The following is a 16,399-nucleotide window of genomic DNA, read 5'->3' as shown; positions in this document are numbered from 1 at the left end:
CAAGGCGGTAAGTTTACAGTGCCGCTCGAACTCACATGTCGCCGGGACAGCATTCGGTCCAGATGCTGAAAAATCATTGGGCCGTATCAAACTTCTCATCGCAGGCGAGGTAGCAGTTCCCTCCATCAAAGTAGTCCCTGAGTGTCGCACGCGCTTGTGGATTGATCTATCCGACAAACAGATCAAACGGAGGAAGCGAAATGAGCAATGACTGGCGCGACGAATTTAGAAGCGGTTTGGCGAACCTAGTCGATCAAGCGGTCGTTTCCGGAGCCAAGCAAGCCGATGTCTTTAAAGCCACGATCGAGGAAATCGAGCGTTTGCGGATTGCGAATGAACGTGATCCCGATCCTGCAGAGGATGTGTCGGAAGGTGCGATTGAGGAGCCGGCAAACGACTGGCCAGCGGCGAGTACCTGAGTATGTCGCGGTACAGAATTGCCTTTTACAACCCTTCCTCCAATAACCGGGTCGGCGGTTCAATTTCGTTAAAGGGGGCGGATGGGCAGAGTTAGGATGCCTCTCGGCTAGAGCCTCTAGACACGTTCCTCATAATCGTAGAGCAGGTGCGTCGCTCGAATTCTAGGCGCTGCGGATCCGTTCGACGAAATGTTGAACCTTTCCGAACGCGGCTTCAAACCCGGGCTTTTCACCATAGACCATGTCGCCGAGCAGCTTCGCATAACCCGCTGCGAACTCTCCGTGTTTGGACATCGTCTCGTACGCGCGGAGCGTTTCCGCCCTCGGGTCCGCCTTATAGGCAGGATAATCGTCGGCACGGCTCTTGGCTTCAGCCTTCATCGTTTCCAACGCGATTGCGGCCGCCTCATCCGCATCGTAGTGGCCATCCATACGCGATAGGTCGTAGACGTGACGAACAAGCGTGTGATCGAGGGGCCCAAGATCGGCAAACGCAAATCCAGCCCGACGTCCGAGACCAACGAACTTGTCAGCCGCGGTTTCAACCAGTCTCACGCACGCGACATCCGTGGCCTCGGCAGACGCGCCGGTGGCCTCAGCAACAAAGGATGCAACAGAGCGATTTTCCGGCGCCGTGCAAATCGGGAATGCGGCGATTTCGATCTTGATCTCCGGTCGCAAAACGCCCTCACCCTTAGCGATGGGTTCATAGGGCAGATCATATCGAACGTAGCGATCGCTTTGCTTGACAACATAGTTGCCTTCGACCGCAAAACCCGCTGCCTCAAGCCGCTCGTTCACAGTGGCTCGCAGGCGTTTAAGCTCGCCGCGAGACGGATTGTCCTTGCCGACGATGCGCAGGTCAATGTCTTCTGACATGCGTTCGAGCAAACGATACGCGCGTCCAAGCGCCGTTCCCCCGCCGAACGCCAGGGTCAATCCATCGACCTCCACATCATGGATGGCAGCCAGGGCGCGGACGACGAACCAGTCCTTTTCCACCAAAGCAGGCGAAGGCAGACCAAAGAACTCCTGTACCTCCAGAAGCGTTTTGCGGTCCGGATTACCGTTCAACGCGGAGCTCCGCGCGGCCATCGGAGAGCCGTCGGTTGAAACGCGCCTTGACTTTGACCGTCGGGTTCACCGGGATCTGAGTGGAACGGCCTTCATTATAAGCTTTCGTGCTGTCGCTCTGCTCCCAAGCCACACCAAGCTTGTTCAGTGCCTGAAGTGCAGCACTGTGGAAGCCGTTGGAACTGGAGACAATAAGCTGGCCCGATAAACGCGACCGCATCGCCCGGGCGTAGACACCGTAGCCCAACCGCATCAGAGCCCCATCGTGGACCAGAGACCTGAGCGCGCGCAGAACCTGATCCTCACCACTCAGGTCAGCAAAGTCCCGCGGAAGAAAGACATCAGTTTTCTTCGTTCGCGCGACGCGGTTCTGGATTTTCTGCTTCAATGTCCTAGCCTGATACATGGTTCGTTTCTTTCTGCAAACACCCGACACGGAATATATGCAAAAACCCGACACGACGCAAGGGCTCGTTGGCGGCTAGAGATGCTCGTTTAGGCCATGTAATCGGGCCTGTCCAGGATGCACGACTTCCAGTGTGGCGTCGCCAGCTGCGCTCTTGTCATGAAGCATCTCCACATCTCCATTTCGTAGCAGGATCTACAGTCTGGCTGACCCGGAGAATGTTTTGCGGCGAGATCCAATACCAATCCGCTCCAACCTATGGCGTTGCCGAACCCAGCTCTCTTGTCTGGCATCCCTAATCCAGTCCCGTCCTTGGACGGTCAACCCACAAGGGGTTCGCAGCTACTGCGACCTCTCCGGCTACGCCGCCGAGGTGACCGCGGCCGGGCCCGGACCAAACGGGCGCCATCGAGCGGGATCGGCCCCGCCAACGGATGGAGCCTCACATGTCGGATCTCAGCCTCGCACAAAACCACGCACTCGATCTTGCCCGGACCCTGATGGTCCCGGTCACCCTCTTCGAGATTGACGGAGAGATCGGCGTCATGCCTTCCGCCGAGTATGACGGCGACGAGGACGCCATCATCAATGATTATGATCCGTGGGAGATTATGGCCTCCTCGCGGTGAGATCGCCTGAGACTGCGCAGCCCGGGGTCAACCGAGCTGCGCATAATCCCGCCCCGACTGGCGTGCCGGAATACTACGTGAATGAAGTTGGAAAATAGCCACCACACATGCCGTTAGCGGCGATTGTCTTCTAACCGATAAGCAACATCGATCCCGCGGCAGGTCGCCAATTGCGGCGCCTCAGACTAAGTTTAGACTGCAAGAGGCCACAGGCTGAGCAAAAAAAAGCGAAGTGAGAGCCGGCGGAAACAGGCGCAAATTCCTCGATTCTTGAAACTGGAGAAAGTCATCACGACAACATGGCATCTGGACAACCTCAGCGAAAAGGAGACCAGACATGCCAACACCGAAACATTTGCGGCTCAGAACTGAAGATCCCGACAATATCCTTTGGCCCCACATCGGGCTTTTATCGAACTACCTCGCCCAAGGTCGTTATCACGATACACGCCGGCGAAAATACATCGCGAGCGCATTGCACTTTGGAGAATGGCTGGCAGCGGAGAGCATCATGCCGGAGAGGATGGACGAGAATTCCATACGACGCTTCATCACGGAGCATCTGGTCACATGCTCTTGCGACCATAAAACACCGCACAGTGTTATCGTGATGAGGGCCGCTCTCAATCATCTACTGCGTGTTCTCAAGGCAAATGGAGTCGTCCGCAATACAGAACCGAGTGAAACGGATGGCGAAATCGCGCGTTTCGACGAAAAAATGCTCAAGGTCTGGGGATTGTCAAAAGATACCAGGCGGCATCGTTGCGCAATCATTCGCCGATTGCTCGACGCGCACGGATACAGCAATGCAGCTGGAATCGCCTGGCTGAAACCGACCGGCCTGCGAAACTTTGTCATGGGTGCCGAACCGCGTAAGCCCGCAACGATCCGAAGCATCGCGGGAGCAGTTCGTTGCTATCTGAGATATCGCGCTATCATTGGCGACCACGTCCGGCACCTCGAGCGGGCGATACCAACGCCAACATTCAGGCCAGCCGCCGAGTTACCGCAAGGGCTGACACCCTCCGAGTTGCAGCAGCTACTTGCGTCCTTCGTCACGACCGACCGCAACCAGAGAAGAGCATATGCAATTGTCCGGTGCCTCGCCGATCTGGGCCTGCGGTCGCTGGAGGTCGTCCGGTTGACGCTTGATGATATCGATTGGGAAAACGGCATCATCAACGTGCCGGCAACCAAGACCAGGCGCCGTGACATCATGCCATTGCCAACATCGACGGGAGAGGCGATCGCTGACTATCTGATAAATGAACGGCCCGCGACCGAACAGCGGGAGATATTCGTCCGACATGTCGCGCCAGTGGGCAGGCCGGTTGGCAGGCGCGTCGTGCAAAAGGCGCTTCATGCTGCCTATCGACGGTTGGGATGGCAGCATACCAGGGTCCATATTCTTCGCCACACAATAGCAAGCGTGTTGGCCAATGATGGTGTCCCGTTGAAACAGATCGCCGACGTCATGCGCCATCGTAGCGTGGTGACGACCGCCGGCTATGCCCGCGTCGACACTGTCCGGCTTTCCGCCGTTGCATTGCCTTGGCCGGGAGAGATCGCATGACGATGCAGTCAACGATGCTTACCCGAGTGGAAAGTTATCTCGCCGAACGGCGTCACCTCGGCTTCAAACTCGACCGCTCTGGTAGCCAAATGCTATCATTTGCTCGCTTTGCGGATGCAAATGGACACAATGGCCCACTGGATTCCAGAATCATTCTGGATTGGGCCAGAGGCCAAGCTGCGAACAGTGATCCCTTCACCTGGGCGCAGCGGGTCAATGTTCTGCAGCCGTTTGCGCGCTATCTCGCGACAATCGAACCGGGCACGTGTTTCCCGGAAACCAGCCCGTTCGGCAGTTCGAAGCGACGGCTCGCTCCCCATATCTTCACATCACAAGAATTGCGGTCTCTTGTTGCCGACGCGCGTCAAGTGCAGCGGGTGCGGGCCGCCGGGCCACTTATGCTGCCTCCACTGATCGGGCTATTGGCTTCGACCGGTTTGCGGATATCGGAAGCGCTCGGACTACGGATGGGTGACGTGGATCTCGACACGGCCCAGATTACCGTTCGGTTTGCTAAGTTCGGACGCAAACGCCTTGTCGCCCTCCATCCATCATCCGTCACGGCATTGGGAGAGTTCATCGCTGAACAGCGGGGAGCTTTCCGATGCGGGGCTTCCGAACCCTTCTTCAAGGACGAACTGACGGGCGAAGCGCTCGCGTATCGCGAGGTGCTGCGTGGATGGAAACAACTGACGCTCAGGCTTGGAATTGTTCCGCGGGGCGAACATTCGTCCGTTCGTCTTCACGATCTGAGGCACACATTCATATGCCGACGTCTTCTGGAGTGGCAGGCACACGGCACAGATATCGACGGCGCCATGTTGATGTTGTCGACGTATGTGGGACACGTCAATTTACGCGATACCTACTGGTATATTGAGGCCGTACCGGAGTTGATGGCTCTAGCTGGGGACCGCTTCGAAAAGCTCAACAACAAGGTAGGAGATGGCGACCATGGCTAACCTCTCGCCTTCGTTCGCGACCTTGCTTCAAAGCTTCTTCATCGACCATCTGAGACAACAGCGTGCCGTCAGCACCTGCACGGTCGCTGCCTATCGCGACACGTTCAAGCTGTTCCTTGCTTATGCGCAAAAGGCGACCGGCAAATTGCCTACCGATCTTTCCCTTGCCGATCTGAATGCCGAGACCGTCCTTGCGTTTCTGGATCATCTCGAACGAGACAGGGGTAACAGCGCCCGGAGCAGAAATGCACGACTGTCGGCGATCCGGTCCTTCCTGAAATATGCCGCACATGAAGATCTGACGGCCATCGGTGTCATCGAGCGTTGTTTGGCAATCCCCCAGAAGCGGCATGACAAGCCAGTTCTCGGATACCTGACCAGGCCCGAGATGGAAGCCATCATCGGAGCGCCAGACTCCCGAACATGGGCGGGCCGACGAGATAGGGCACTGTTCGCGCTCCTCTACAATACCGGCGCTCGTGTCTCCGAGGCCATCGGTCTTCGCGTCGGCGATGTGGTGTTGGAGGTATCGCCCGTTGCCCATCTGTTTGGGAAGGGAAGGAAGCGTCGCAGCGTTCCCCTCTGGAAGGAGACAGCGAAAACACTTCGGCAATGGGTCACTCACCTGGAGAACACGGCACCAGACGCTTATCTATTCCCTAGCAAGGCTGGTGGGCAGATCTCGCGGTCGAATGTTACTCATCGACTTGGCCTGGCAGTAGCTGCAGCCAGTCATGAAGTTCCAAGCCTCGCGAAAAAGACGATCTCGCCCCATACATTCCGTCATACGACCGCAATGCATCTGTTGCAGTCGGGCGTGAACATTACGGTCATCGCGCTCTGGCTTGGGCACGAGGATCCCAGCACTACCCACATCTACATGGAGGCGGATCTCGCAATGAAGACGGCTGCTCTCAACCGCCTTCAGCCAATCAGCGCCGCAGCCGAACGTTACCGGCCGCCAGATCAGTTGATGGCATTCCTGCAGTCACTGTGATTATGCGCAGCTCGGTTGACCCCGGGCTGCGCAGTCTCAGGCGATCTCACCGCGAGGTGGCCATAATCTCCCACGGATCATAATCGTTGTTATGCACAGATGCACATAACAATGAATATGACCCCTTTGCCTATGGATCGGCTCATTGAGCCGATCCCCCCTTCGGGGGGAAGGCGTGCCGCTTGCGCTGTTGCGCGCGCAAGGGAGGCTTCGCCGCGAGCTTGTCCGGCAGATCTGCACATTGCGAACCGCGCCCTTGCGCGCTTCCATCTTCGCGGCTTGAGCGCTGCCAGCCCGAACAATCAGGAAAGCTAAAGGAAGTGATATGGCGTTGGTGCGCGGATCAGCTAATGTGGGGGCATCGTAACGTTAACCGGACATCGATCAAAATGTGGGATCTGGCTGCATGACCAGATGTAGCCGTGATCCACTTTATCGTCGCCACCGATTTCCAGCCGATGTGATTGCCCATGCTGTTTGGCTCTATTTCCGGTTTCCGCTTAGCCTGCGGATGGTCGAGGATCTGCTGGCAGCGCGTGGCGTCATCGTCTCTCATCAAACCGTGCGGCTCTGGGCTGAGAAATTCGGTAGACATTTTGCCAACGATATCCGGTTAACGTTACGATGCCCTTAAATAGCTTATTCGTCCATTGTGAGTTCACGGCCACCTGCAAGGATGCGCAGGATGACCACGTCGTCGTCCTCAACCACGAACGCCACGCTCACGCTCAGCTCGAATCCGACGATGCGCAGGCCGGGACGTATTTCGTTACGCACCGTGCCACGTTCGGGGAATACGTCGAATGATGACAGGAAGCCGTCGATGCGCTCAATGTAGCGGTCGGCGGTGACGGCGGAGCCGGAACGCGTCGTGATGGATTCATGGATTTCCACCAAATCGGTTTGCGCTTCCAGTGACAGGCGGATTGTATAGTGCTTCATCAAGAACGGCTTTTGGCCTTGGCGATGTGCGCACGAACATTTGCCATGCCGTCAGCGAGAGGCACCGCCCGCGTCGGATCGGCCTTATGGGCGTCATAGGCGGGAGCCACTTCCTCACGGAGCCAGCGTTCCACCACAGAATCGCGTGCGGCGAGCGTGCGCAGGCCGTCGCGGATAACCTCGCTTTCGGAAGCATATTCGCCGGACGCGACCTTGGCCTTGACCATTTCGGCCATCTCAATTGGAAGGGTGATGCTGAGGGATTGGGTTGTGCGCATTGGGGGTCACTTTCGTTTCTGACTTCTTATACCATGCGACACGATTTAATCCTACTGCTTCCTGACTACCTTAAAATGTCGCTATCTGGCGGTGCGGCACCGTAAGGTTAACCTGTCGGCGATAGACCTGTGCGATCTTTCAGTATGACCCAAGTCCCTCGTGAACGCCTTTATCGTCGCCATCGGTTTCCAGCTGAAGTGATTGCCCACGCCGTGTGTCTCTATCTTCGTTTTCCGCTCAGTCTGCGCATGGTCGAAGATCTGCTGGCGGCGCGAGGGATCATCGTTTCGCACCAGACCGTGCGTTTCTGGGTGGAGAAATTCGGCCGACATTTCTCCAATGACATCCGGAGAAGATCCACCGGTCGGCTTGGCGACAAATGGCATCTTGATGAGGTTGCCATCTCCATTGGCGGCAAGAAACACTGGCTGTGGCGCGCCGTCGATCAGGATGGCTTCGTTCTCGACGTGCTGGTGCAGAGCTGCCGCGATACCAAGGCCGCCAAATGTCTTATGCGAAAGCTTATGAAAGGACAGGGGCACTCGCCGCGCGTGGCAATCACCGACAAGCTGCGATCCTATGGCGCGGCAAAGCGCGACATCATGCCCGGCGTCGAGCATCGCTTGCACAAAGGACTGAACAATCGGGCGGAGAATTCCCATCAACCGACCCGGCGACGAGAACGGATCATGAAAGGCTTCAAATCAGCGCGACATCTCCAGCGTTTCGTTTCAATTCATGACCCTGTCGCCAACCTTTTTCACATTCCACGCCACGAGATCTCATCAGACAATCATCGCGAACTGAGAACCCAGGCCATGCAGATGTGGAACGAAATCGCATGCCTGCAAACCGCATAAGCGAAAGCCGAGCGCAATATTTTTGACCCGTGTCGGTTAACTTTACGGTGCCGATGGCATCATTCCCGCGCTGACGGTTGGCAAAGTCGATGCAATCATGGCCGGCATGTCGATCACCGATAAGCGAAAAGCCGTCATCGGGTTTTCGGAGCCTTATGCCCTTACCTCCAACTATTTTGTCGTCGCAAAGGCGCTTAAGCTTCCAGAGATGGACGGCACAGCACGTCTTTCACTCTCATCCATGGGAGTGAAAGATAGCCAGTCCCGGCCGGTCATGGATGACCTCATCCAGCCGCTGAAGAGCCTCTCTCACCTCGCCCGTCGATCGATTACATTCAACGGTGGCGTCGCCTTAACGGCCTATCAAAGACTAAATGACGAACTGTCGCTGAAGGCTGCACCACCGCCGTCATGTTTTCAAAAGGTCCAGCAATTGCTCAATCACATGTTCATCTTTGAGTATGGTTTGATGATTGCATTCCTTTACATAGGAAAGCCTAGTGAATTCTCCGAGATATCGGTGAAGAGATTCAGGCGGAATTTGAGTTTCCCTGTCCTGCTGCATGAAAATTCTAGCCGCTTTCGATGGCGGCATGGATGTTTGAGCGCTTGTCAGTAGCCAGATGTTTTCGACCATGCAGTCAAGGTTGGATAGCTCGCAATCAACGAGATCAAAGATATACTGATAGGACTCGTCTTGTTGCAAGCGCTTGAGGATTTTGGCGCGGTCGATGCCGGCAAGTCCCTCGAGTGCTGGCGGGTCAATCATGAAGAGTTGAGGAGAACCTCCACCTTGGCGCGTGATTGCCGCAATCACATGGGCCGCAAGATGTGCACCGAAGGAATAGCCAACAACTTTGGTAACCTGCTGCCCCCTGTGTCGGCTGACGATACTGGCCGCAAGCTCTTCAAGAGAGCCGTAAGGCCAATAGTCATTGTAATCCTCGGCCACGGCAACCACGGCCTCCCCGAGATCTTTCATCAGGCCCATATAGCAAAAAGGATATCCAACAAAATCCGGCAGCAACAGTATCATAGGTTATCCTTCAGCGTTTCAAGAAAGCAGTTCAGAAACGGTGCCAGCCTTTCCTCATCAAGCCTGGAGGCAAGATGCAAATGCAGTTGCGCGCCCGCCACGATAAAGGTCAGATCGAGATCCGTTCGGGGATTTTCGGAAGGCGCATCCAGCAGGGTGCTCTTCATCCAGAGCAAGTCTTCCTCCGGCATCGTGACAAAATTGAACAGGTAGGAAATCTGCCCCGCATCCCATCCAGTGGCAGCCTGGATCTCTTCCGAACCAACGATGCTGTGGTTGCGGAACGCCTCCATACAGTCGTGGAAATCCTCCGGCATGTCATCGACGCCAAGAAGGTCGTCCTCGAACAGGATTGGGGCGGCGACCGTGTAGAAACCCAGGCCCTGCTGCTTCTCACGCAGCGAAAACAGGCATAGCACCAGGGGATCGGTGGTCCCGCTCAACCGGCCAATCGCAGAGCGATAGGCCCGCATGGCAGCCCATTGCAGGCGAGTATAGCGGGTCCAAGGCAGAGGGATTTCTGTCTGATGCCAGATGACGCCGCCTCCATCGTGACTCAGGCTCGAAACGGTTGCCCTTTCACCATAGCCTGCCCAGAAATCCAGGCTCTGCTCCACAGCATCGCCGTGACGTCTTTCCAGCTTCAAAGTCTCAGGAACGAAAGTAAGGTCCGGCAAGCTCTCATCAAGAGCAACCTTGCCTGGCGCACAAAACGCCATCAGCGCACGAAGCAATTGCAGCTGGCCAATATGGTCGCCAAGAATATGGTGAAACAGCACGGCGAGATGTCGCTGTCCCAGGATATCGACGTCGCCCAACCGCAGCAGCGGCCCTTCGAACAGGCTTATTGGGCGATCCAACAGAAAGGAAATACAGTCGCGTTCGTCGATAAAACCCCGCTCTGCCCGAAAGACAAAGTGTTCGCCCAGAACCTCTTCTTTTGGCAGACGAAATGCGAAACCATCGTCACCCTCGACAACCACCGCCGTCACCAGGGGAAAGGCCAGTCCCAGGCATGTCGCAATCTCTTCAAGGTCCGGGTCGATTTGGCCGAAAGCGCCGGGCTTGATGATATAGGCGACAGTATTCGCCGTCAGATGACCGTGAAAAAACTCGGGATACACCATTGAGGCCTGCATCGGCGTCAAGGGAATTTCCGTCAGTTCATGGGCATAATCAGGCGTCAGCAATGCGCGGCGCCCGGCCAAATGCTCTTTTGCCTCCTCTCTGCCGCGGGCATAGACAAAGGCAAAACGTCCGCTAGGGAGGGTGAGCGTTACAATCTCTGGCAGTGGCGGCATGACGCGCTTCCTTCCGCTTCAAAGCCGGATGATGTGATAGTCGTAGATATCAGGCTCAGGATCATGGGACAGCTCATCGCTCACCTCGTCCAGCAGATGCGCCATACGCGGCCAGGAACAGTCCCGATAAAATTCCGTCAGGCTAAGCGGCACCTTCCGATGCCGGTTGAGCAAGGTCACCAGCTTGACCGCCAGGACCGAGTGACCGCCAGCCTGAAAGAAATCCTGATCCGGTTGCCAATCCGAGAGCCCGCAGGCATCCAGCAACCAATGAAGAGAGGTGACGGGGCGGTCCTTGGCCTCGTTCATTGCCTCCAAGGCGGCCATGTCGATCTTGCCATGCGCCGTGACGGGCAAGACCTCAACCTGCACGAAGCGGTCGGGAACCATGAAATCCGGCAGGGAGATGATGCCAAACTCTCTTAACTCCGCCTCTTCTGGCGAAGTTGCCATGCTTTTCACCAGGTAGTAGAGCATGACCCTCTTGCCGGTGGGCGTGGCCTGCACCGCAGCCACACAATTTGCGACGCCGGGATGCCGCCCATAGGCAAGCGCAATGTCACTCAGGGATGTCCTGTTGCCCCTGATCTTGACCTGATCATCCTTGCGCCCGGCATAGTGAAAAAGCCCCCCCTCATCGCGGGACACCAGATCACCGCTGGCATAGGCCCTCTCCTCACCCAATAGCGGGAAAGCGCGGAATTTACTGGCGGTCAGCAGCGCATCGCCGATATAGCCAGGCGATAGCCCGTCTCCGGCAATCACCAGTTCTCCCTCCTCACCAAAGGCGCAAGGCCTTCCTTCCTCGTTGGCAACATAAAGACGGCTGTCATGCACCGGATATCCGATAGGGATGGCCCGAGAAAAATGATGGCTTCGTGGGATACGGTAGACGCAGGTACCCATGGTATTTTCCGTCGGGCCATAGCCGTTATAGACCGTGATGCGCGGATTATGACGGTACAGCCTGTCGATATGACCCGGAGAAAGCGCCTCGCCGCCCACCATGATATTGGAAATCCCTCCCAGGCATTCGGGATCTGCATCCATCAGCATGTTCAGCAAGGAGGTCGTCAGCCAAAGGGCATTGGCGCCGCTTTCGACAATCAGCTGGCGCAACGTGTCCCCGGTCAGATGCTCCTCCGGTGCCAGCACGAGGCAGCCACCATTGCACAGCGCAGTCCAGATCTCGAACTGCGATGCGTCAAAAGTCAGCGCCGAGTGATGGATCATCACGGTTTCAGGACCCGCCGGAAAATGCGGCGGCTGATAACAGAAGCCGATCACCCCCAGATGGGTGCAGGGAATGATTTTCGGCGCTCCGGTCGTGCCGCTCGAAAAATTGACATAGACGATATCCCCCGCTGCCGGTCTTTGAGGCAAGGACGCCTGCCCGGGAGCCAGCAGGTCCGTGGCTTGGAGATGTCCCGCAAAGGTGACGTTGCACAGCGGGCCATCGGTAATGAACAGCCGAACCTTGGCTCTTTCAATCACCGAATTGTTCCAGCTCTGCGGATTCTTCGGACTGATGAAACAGAAGCCGCAGCGCGCCTTCAAGGTCGCCAGCAGCATGACGATCAGATCTATGCCGCGCGGCATCTGGATGCCGATCGTGTGGCCGGGCCGGGCACCCGCCTGCAACAGGCGCGTGGCGGCCAGACTGGAGCGTGCATCCAGTTGCGCATAGGTCAGCGTAGCGTCCTGATAGCGCACCGCACACCCCTGTGGATTGGCTGCCACGGCCTTTTCAAATGCATCAATGACCGTCGAGACCAACACCCTCTCCTCTGTCACCATGGCGTATGAGACTGAAACCCACGGGAAACGCCGCTTCACCGCGATAGAGCGCCAAGGCCTGACGTGGCGAAAAAACTGTTCGTGGCAGTGTGGCAGCCAGTTGTCGCTGCCGGTCGATCAGCGCCAGCGCCCTTGCCAGATTGTCATCCACCCGCGCCTCGCCGGGTAAGGGAACCACATCGGCAAGGCCAGCGTGATAGCGGTCATCACGATATCCGGCACCGCAACGCGAGACATTGACGAGATCGAAATTGCCGGAGGCTGGTGAAAATCCGATCCGGCCCGACAGCCTGCCGAGATTGACCAGCATGGAGCGATCCTGACCATTGCCATCCGGGTCCAGCAGGTTGAGAAAACCGCCGATCTGATCACTGACATCGCCATCGGCGCAGAAATAGATCCTGGTAAACCGTCCGCCACTGCCGGGCCGCAACTGACCCGGATCGAAAGCCGGCCAAGCGGCACATTGGCGCATCCGCTCCGCTTGCAGATCCCAGATGCAGACCTCCGCGCCAGCATCCGTTGCCATAAGCGCCATAAGCATGCCAAGCCCGCCGAGACCAAGGATCAGAACCCGGTCGCGGCTCGTCAGCCGGCTTCTGTCACCGGCATGGATCACCGTGGCCGCGAGTGTGGCCAGGATGGCGAGTTCCCCCGGCAAATCCCCGATGATCCGGCAGACCAGCCGACGCGGCATGACCAGGTAATCCGAATGGATGGCTTCGCGCCACCCCATGGCGATCACCCTGCCTCCCTCCTCGACATGATCGACATGCGCGCCCTTGTGCAGCACCGTACCGACGGCGCAGTAACCGAGTTCCAGCATTTCGCCCGTTTCGCGTGCCTGACGAATATAATGCATTTCCGTACCCGGGCTGATCATGGTGAAGTCCGTTGCCACGACCACATGGTTGTCATCGCAGGGCGGCACAGTTTCGCGCCGGACCTGCACACCTTTCGCGCCTTGAACCGCAAACAGCTGCCGTATTTCCTGCTGCATCATATCTGCCCCGCGAACACGGCCTGGAGGCACTTGTCAAAATGCGGAAAGGAGGTCTTGTAGCACTCGCCGCCGGGAATACGGCCCGCAAGCCCATGCGCCAGCATCAACACATGCGCCGTCATCGACAGCCGGTGATCGTTGAAAACGGCGATATCACCCTGCACGCTCGGCCTTTGCCCGCCCGTGGTGCGGATCGCATAGCCATCGATGACCGTGTCGATGCCGAGGCTGCGCACCATCTGGCAGGTCGCCGCGATCCGGTCGGATTCCTTGAATGTCAGCTCGAAAAGGTCTTCGAACACCGCCTCGCCCGGCAAAAGACCGGCGATGGCAACCATCAGGGGAATTTCATCAATCATCGAATGCAGGCTTTCTTTGCCGTGCATGCCCTGCGCCTTGAATGTCCCGCCGCCTTTCAGGGTAATCGCGCCCACCTTCTCTCCGCGTGCGCCCTCATCCGGGGATATCTCCAGGCCGAACCCGCAGGACTGCATCCAGTGAAAAAAGCCGATCCGGGTCGGATTGATGCACACCCCTTCAAACCGCAGGCTCACCTCCGGCCTATCCCTGTTCATCAGCCATAAGAGCGCAGCCGGATAGGCAAGCGCCGAGGGGTCGAGCGGAATGGTCAGGGTGTCTGGAACTTGAAACTGGCCTGGCCTGTAGGTGACGACATGATCCCGGTCCTCGACCGCATCGCCAAAGCCCCGTGCCATCAACTGGGTGTGATCCCTGGCCACAACCGGATACGCGATCTCGACCGGCACCCGCGCGGCGATGGCGGCAAACAGGATGGCCGAGACCGATTGCGCACTGCCGATGGTGGTCTGAACCCGGCCCGGCCCGATCTGCGCGGGCAAAATCCGCAGCGGTAGGCATCCCGGTCGCTCGAGATATTCGAACCGGCCACCCAATTCCGTCAGAGGTTCGACGATCCAGTCGAAAGGTCTGTTGCGTAATGTCTCGTCGCCATCGACAACGCAGCCGACACCAAGTCCGCACAGCACCCCGATCAACAGCCGGGCCGCCGCGCTTGATGGCCCCAGGTACACCCTCTCTTGCCTTGTTTCGGGCAGGCCCTGGCTTGCCATGATACGTAAGGAGTTATGGAACGCCACCGTGCCAGAGTATCGGTCGAAGTCGATCAACACCCCCAATTGCTGTAGGGCATCGATCAGCAGGGTAATGGCAGCCCCCTGATTGATGCCGCTGATCGTCACCGGACGGTCGGACAGGGCGGCAAACAGCAATGCCCGATGCGAGATGGATTTATCGGAGGGAATGTGGGCAGCGGCAGCAGCCCAATCCGGCCGATCCGGCGGGGTAGTGGAAGGAATATGACGGTCCGGATAAATCAGCACACTCTCAGCCCCGTTTGTAACGCTTGGGATCGATCAGTGCCTCGTCGCTGAGGATCTGTTCAGGATCGAATATGTCAGGTGCCGATGGCCCCTTAGGCACCGGCAAAGCTCCGGCCTCATAGGAGCGGCGGCGGTTGCGCTTGCGCTCCAAACCGAGATTGAAACCTTCCAGATCAATCGGCCATTGCTCCAGCAATCCTTCGTCACGACAGTAATCGGCAAGCTTCTGGCCGATTGGCGTCCGGACGAGGACGCGGCCATGTTTGCCGAACGCCGTGCCGTTGATGCTGGCATCGAAAATATTGGGATCACCGTCACAGACGCTGATGTCGGCAAGGCCGCTCATCCAGTCGCCGCAGGAGAGGCAGCGGTGGTTTTTCCCGCCCTTTAGCTCTTTCAGGATCTGCCAGAATTCCAGAGCATGGCTGCCGCCATCCTTGGTGGAAACCGTCAGTTTTCCCGGATAGGGACCGCTGCGGTAACGAAGGTCACTAACGGCGTCCAGCGGCAGGTTCAGGCAGCCTTGAACGATATCCGCCGTTCCCTTGGGTAATGTGCTGGACGAGCAGGCCGTTTCAATCAGGAGGATGATATTTTCCCGCGCCCAATCGGCAATATCGCCCTGCAATTGCTGAAGCTTGCGGATGGCCTGCATATGACAGGCCAGGCCGACGACGGCGATCTTGTCATTGCGACAATGTTCGTAAAGGCCTCGCAATTCGGCCAGATAAGGCGCCAATTGGTAGGTGGATTGGGCATTGGCGATGATGGTTTCCTCATCCCCGGAGACCACGCCCTTGGCGCGCCAGCCTGCATCAGGGTTGCGGCCCATGGTCAGAACGTGGTCAACACGAAAACCAGTGCTGCGGCTGGCCAGCAGCAGGGTGGTGACGGTTCCGCCGCTGGCCGAAGCCTCGAACACATCCGCTCGTGTCGAGCGCGCGCCGAAGAGATCAATGTGGATGCCCAGCCACCGTTCGCTGGATTGGCGCTCGCGGCCGAAAAGCTGCATCTCCGCCGCATCGGTGGCGGGGTCAGCACCGGGACAGACATCATGGCAAAGGTGGCAGTCACCACAAGAGGCCGGGTCGAAATCCAGCACCGGCAGAAGAGTGTCCGGGTGCAGGACAATCAGTTGCTCAGGACAAACCAACTGGCAGGCCCCGCAACCGGCGCATAAATTGGAATCAAGAACATTTTCCTGTAAAATTCTGATCGACATCAATATAGTCCTTTTATCAGAAGAATTACTTTGAAATAATTTTTAAATATTCAAATATTTACTCAATCGACATGCAGTTCCATTTGCACGATTTCAAGAGAAACCGTACCTGGCCCGTGAGAGAACGTGCCGGTTCCAATTTCGGCAAAACCCAGTTTCCGGTAGAAATCCCGGCCAGTGAGCGTTGATTCCAGATAGATACGTCTTTCCCCAGCCTGTCTGATGTGGGCGATTGCCTGCCCCATCAGGGCTTTGCCCACACCAGCCCCGGCAGCCGCACCGCTGACGAACAGCTTGGTCACCTCATTGCCCTGCACTTCCACCAGGCCCAGAATGGCATCGGAAAATGCTGCAACCCAAAGCTCCCTGCGCTCGATAGCGGGCAGATACATGCCGGGATGGCGCCCATCCAGCCACATGTCGATCTGTTCACTGGTATAGTGCGCGGTACAAAGGCTTCGCACCGAGTGGCGATGAACGTCAAACAGGTCCGGGCAGTCTTCATCGGTGGCGAGACGGATCTCGAAATGCTGCATCT

Annotated in this window: 17 protein-coding genes and 2 pseudogenes; 8 read left to right on the top strand and 11 right to left on the bottom strand. The window is 57.4% G+C overall.

Annotated elements, in window-relative coordinates; translation table 11 throughout:
- Positions 1–200: 200 nt before the first annotated feature.
- Positions 201–419: a hypothetical protein gene (locus tag FS819_RS18935; protein ID WP_156547120.1), complete on the top strand. Its 219-nt coding sequence runs from the start codon at positions 201–203 to the stop codon at positions 417–419.
- 162 nt (positions 420–581) lie between these two features.
- Here the strand turns inward: FS819_RS18935 and FS819_RS18930 are convergent, their stop codons facing one another.
- Together FS819_RS18930 and FS819_RS18925 are read right to left on the bottom strand one after the other, a co-directional pair.
- Complete coding sequence (locus FS819_RS18930; RefSeq protein ID WP_498724607.1) at positions 582–1,493, bottom strand: nucleotidyl transferase AbiEii/AbiGii toxin family protein; 912 nt, start codon at positions 1,491–1,493, stop codon at positions 582–584.
- A complete protein-coding gene (locus tag FS819_RS18925; protein ID WP_234625163.1) occupies positions 1,483–1,881 on the bottom strand; it encodes a DUF6088 family protein in 399 nt (132 codons plus the stop codon). Before FS819_RS18925 ends, FS819_RS18930 begins: the two co-directional genes overlap by 11 nt.
- 464 nt (positions 1,882–2,345) lie before the next feature.
- Between FS819_RS18925 and FS819_RS18920 the strand changes: the two genes are divergently transcribed.
- From FS819_RS18920 to FS819_RS18900, 5 genes and pseudogenes are all read left to right on the top strand, one after another.
- The gene (locus FS819_RS18920; protein ID WP_156547114.1) at positions 2,346–2,528 is read left to right on the top strand and encodes a hypothetical protein; all 183 of its coding nucleotides are present in this window, start codon (positions 2,346–2,348) and stop codon (positions 2,526–2,528) included.
- A gap of 511 nt (positions 2,529–3,039) precedes the next feature.
- Positions 3,040–4,101: a tyrosine-type recombinase/integrase gene (locus tag FS819_RS18915; RefSeq protein WP_492437117.1), complete on the top strand. Its 1,062-nt coding sequence runs from the start codon at positions 3,040–3,042 to the stop codon at positions 4,099–4,101.
- Positions 4,098–5,063: a tyrosine-type recombinase/integrase gene (locus tag FS819_RS18910; protein WP_156551619.1), complete on the top strand. Its 966-nt coding sequence runs from the start codon at positions 4,098–4,100 to the stop codon at positions 5,061–5,063. The genes FS819_RS18915 and FS819_RS18910 overlap by 4 nt, the downstream gene beginning before the upstream one ends.
- Positions 5,056–6,060 (top strand): site-specific integrase, encoded by a 1,005-nt coding sequence (locus tag FS819_RS18905; protein WP_156551618.1) that lies wholly within the window; start codon positions 5,056–5,058, stop codon positions 6,058–6,060. Before FS819_RS18910 ends, FS819_RS18905 begins: the two co-directional genes overlap by 8 nt.
- 406 nt (positions 6,061–6,466) lie before the next feature.
- A pseudogene (locus tag FS819_RS18900) lies at positions 6,467–6,673 on the top strand (IS6 family transposase); the annotation flags it as partial.
- A 26-nt stretch (positions 6,674–6,699) separates the two neighbouring features.
- Here FS819_RS18900 and FS819_RS18895 read toward each other — a convergent pair.
- Together FS819_RS18895 and FS819_RS18890 are read right to left on the bottom strand one after the other, a co-directional pair.
- On the bottom strand, positions 6,700–7,002 hold the full coding sequence (locus FS819_RS18895; protein ID WP_156549942.1) for a type II toxin-antitoxin system RelE/ParE family toxin: 303 nt from the start codon (positions 7,000–7,002) through the stop codon (positions 6,700–6,702).
- Positions 7,002–7,280: a ribbon-helix-helix domain-containing protein gene (locus tag FS819_RS18890; protein ID WP_156537539.1), complete on the bottom strand. Its 279-nt coding sequence runs from the start codon at positions 7,278–7,280 to the stop codon at positions 7,002–7,004. Before FS819_RS18890 ends, FS819_RS18895 begins: the two co-directional genes overlap by 1 nt.
- A 144-nt stretch (positions 7,281–7,424) precedes the next feature.
- Here FS819_RS18890 and FS819_RS18885 point away from each other — a divergent pair, with 144 nt between their 5' ends.
- Together FS819_RS18885 and FS819_RS18880 are read left to right on the top strand one after the other, a co-directional pair.
- On the top strand, positions 7,425–8,141 hold the full coding sequence (locus FS819_RS18885; protein WP_156537540.1) for an IS6 family transposase: 717 nt from the start codon (positions 7,425–7,427) through the stop codon (positions 8,139–8,141).
- Positions 8,142–8,238: 97 nt separating this feature from the next.
- A pseudogene (locus FS819_RS18880) lies at positions 8,239–8,331 on the top strand (transporter substrate-binding domain-containing protein); the annotation flags it as partial.
- Positions 8,332–8,550: 219 nt separating this feature from the next.
- On the opposite strand, the gene FS819_RS18875 reads toward FS819_RS18880, so the two are convergent.
- The 7 genes from FS819_RS18875 to FS819_RS18845 form a co-directional block, all read right to left on the bottom strand.
- Entirely contained in the window at positions 8,551–9,177 is a 627-nt protein-coding gene (locus FS819_RS18875; RefSeq protein WP_156537541.1) for a thioesterase domain-containing protein, read from the bottom strand.
- The gene (locus FS819_RS18870) at positions 9,174–10,478 is read right to left on the bottom strand and encodes a hypothetical protein (RefSeq protein WP_156549941.1); all 1,305 of its coding nucleotides are present in this window, start codon (positions 10,476–10,478) and stop codon (positions 9,174–9,176) included. Before FS819_RS18870 ends, FS819_RS18875 begins: the two co-directional genes overlap by 4 nt.
- A gap of 18 nt (positions 10,479–10,496) precedes the next feature.
- Entirely contained in the window at positions 10,497–12,254 is a 1,758-nt protein-coding gene (locus FS819_RS18865; protein ID WP_197434134.1) for a non-ribosomal peptide synthetase, read from the bottom strand.
- Complete coding sequence (locus tag FS819_RS18860; RefSeq protein WP_156549937.1) at positions 12,235–13,278, bottom strand: MDR/zinc-dependent alcohol dehydrogenase-like family protein; 1,044 nt, start codon at positions 13,276–13,278, stop codon at positions 12,235–12,237. Before FS819_RS18860 ends, FS819_RS18865 begins: the two co-directional genes overlap by 20 nt.
- Positions 13,275–14,639 carry a 3-phosphoshikimate 1-carboxyvinyltransferase gene (locus tag FS819_RS18855; RefSeq protein ID WP_197434133.1) on the bottom strand — a complete coding sequence of 455 codons (1,365 nt, stop codon included), beginning with the start codon at positions 14,637–14,639 and terminating at the stop codon, positions 13,275–13,277. Before FS819_RS18855 ends, FS819_RS18860 begins: the two co-directional genes overlap by 4 nt.
- 4 nt (positions 14,640–14,643) lie before the next feature.
- Positions 14,644–15,861: a Coenzyme F420 hydrogenase/dehydrogenase, beta subunit C-terminal domain gene (locus FS819_RS18850; protein WP_156549935.1), complete on the bottom strand. Its 1,218-nt coding sequence runs from the start codon at positions 15,859–15,861 to the stop codon at positions 14,644–14,646.
- Between the two features lie 62 nt (positions 15,862–15,923).
- The gene (locus FS819_RS18845) at positions 15,924–16,397 is read right to left on the bottom strand and encodes a GNAT family N-acetyltransferase (RefSeq protein WP_197434132.1); all 474 of its coding nucleotides are present in this window, start codon (positions 16,395–16,397) and stop codon (positions 15,924–15,926) included.
- Positions 16,398–16,399: the final 2 nt, after the last annotated feature.

This window comes from Allorhizobium sp. Av2 (assembly GCF_021462805.2).
GTDB lineage: Bacteria > Pseudomonadota > Alphaproteobacteria > Rhizobiales > Rhizobiaceae > Allorhizobium > Allorhizobium vitis_G.
The sequence above is the reverse complement of the archived record's forward strand: the minus strand, read 5'-3'. Positions and strand labels throughout refer to the sequence as shown.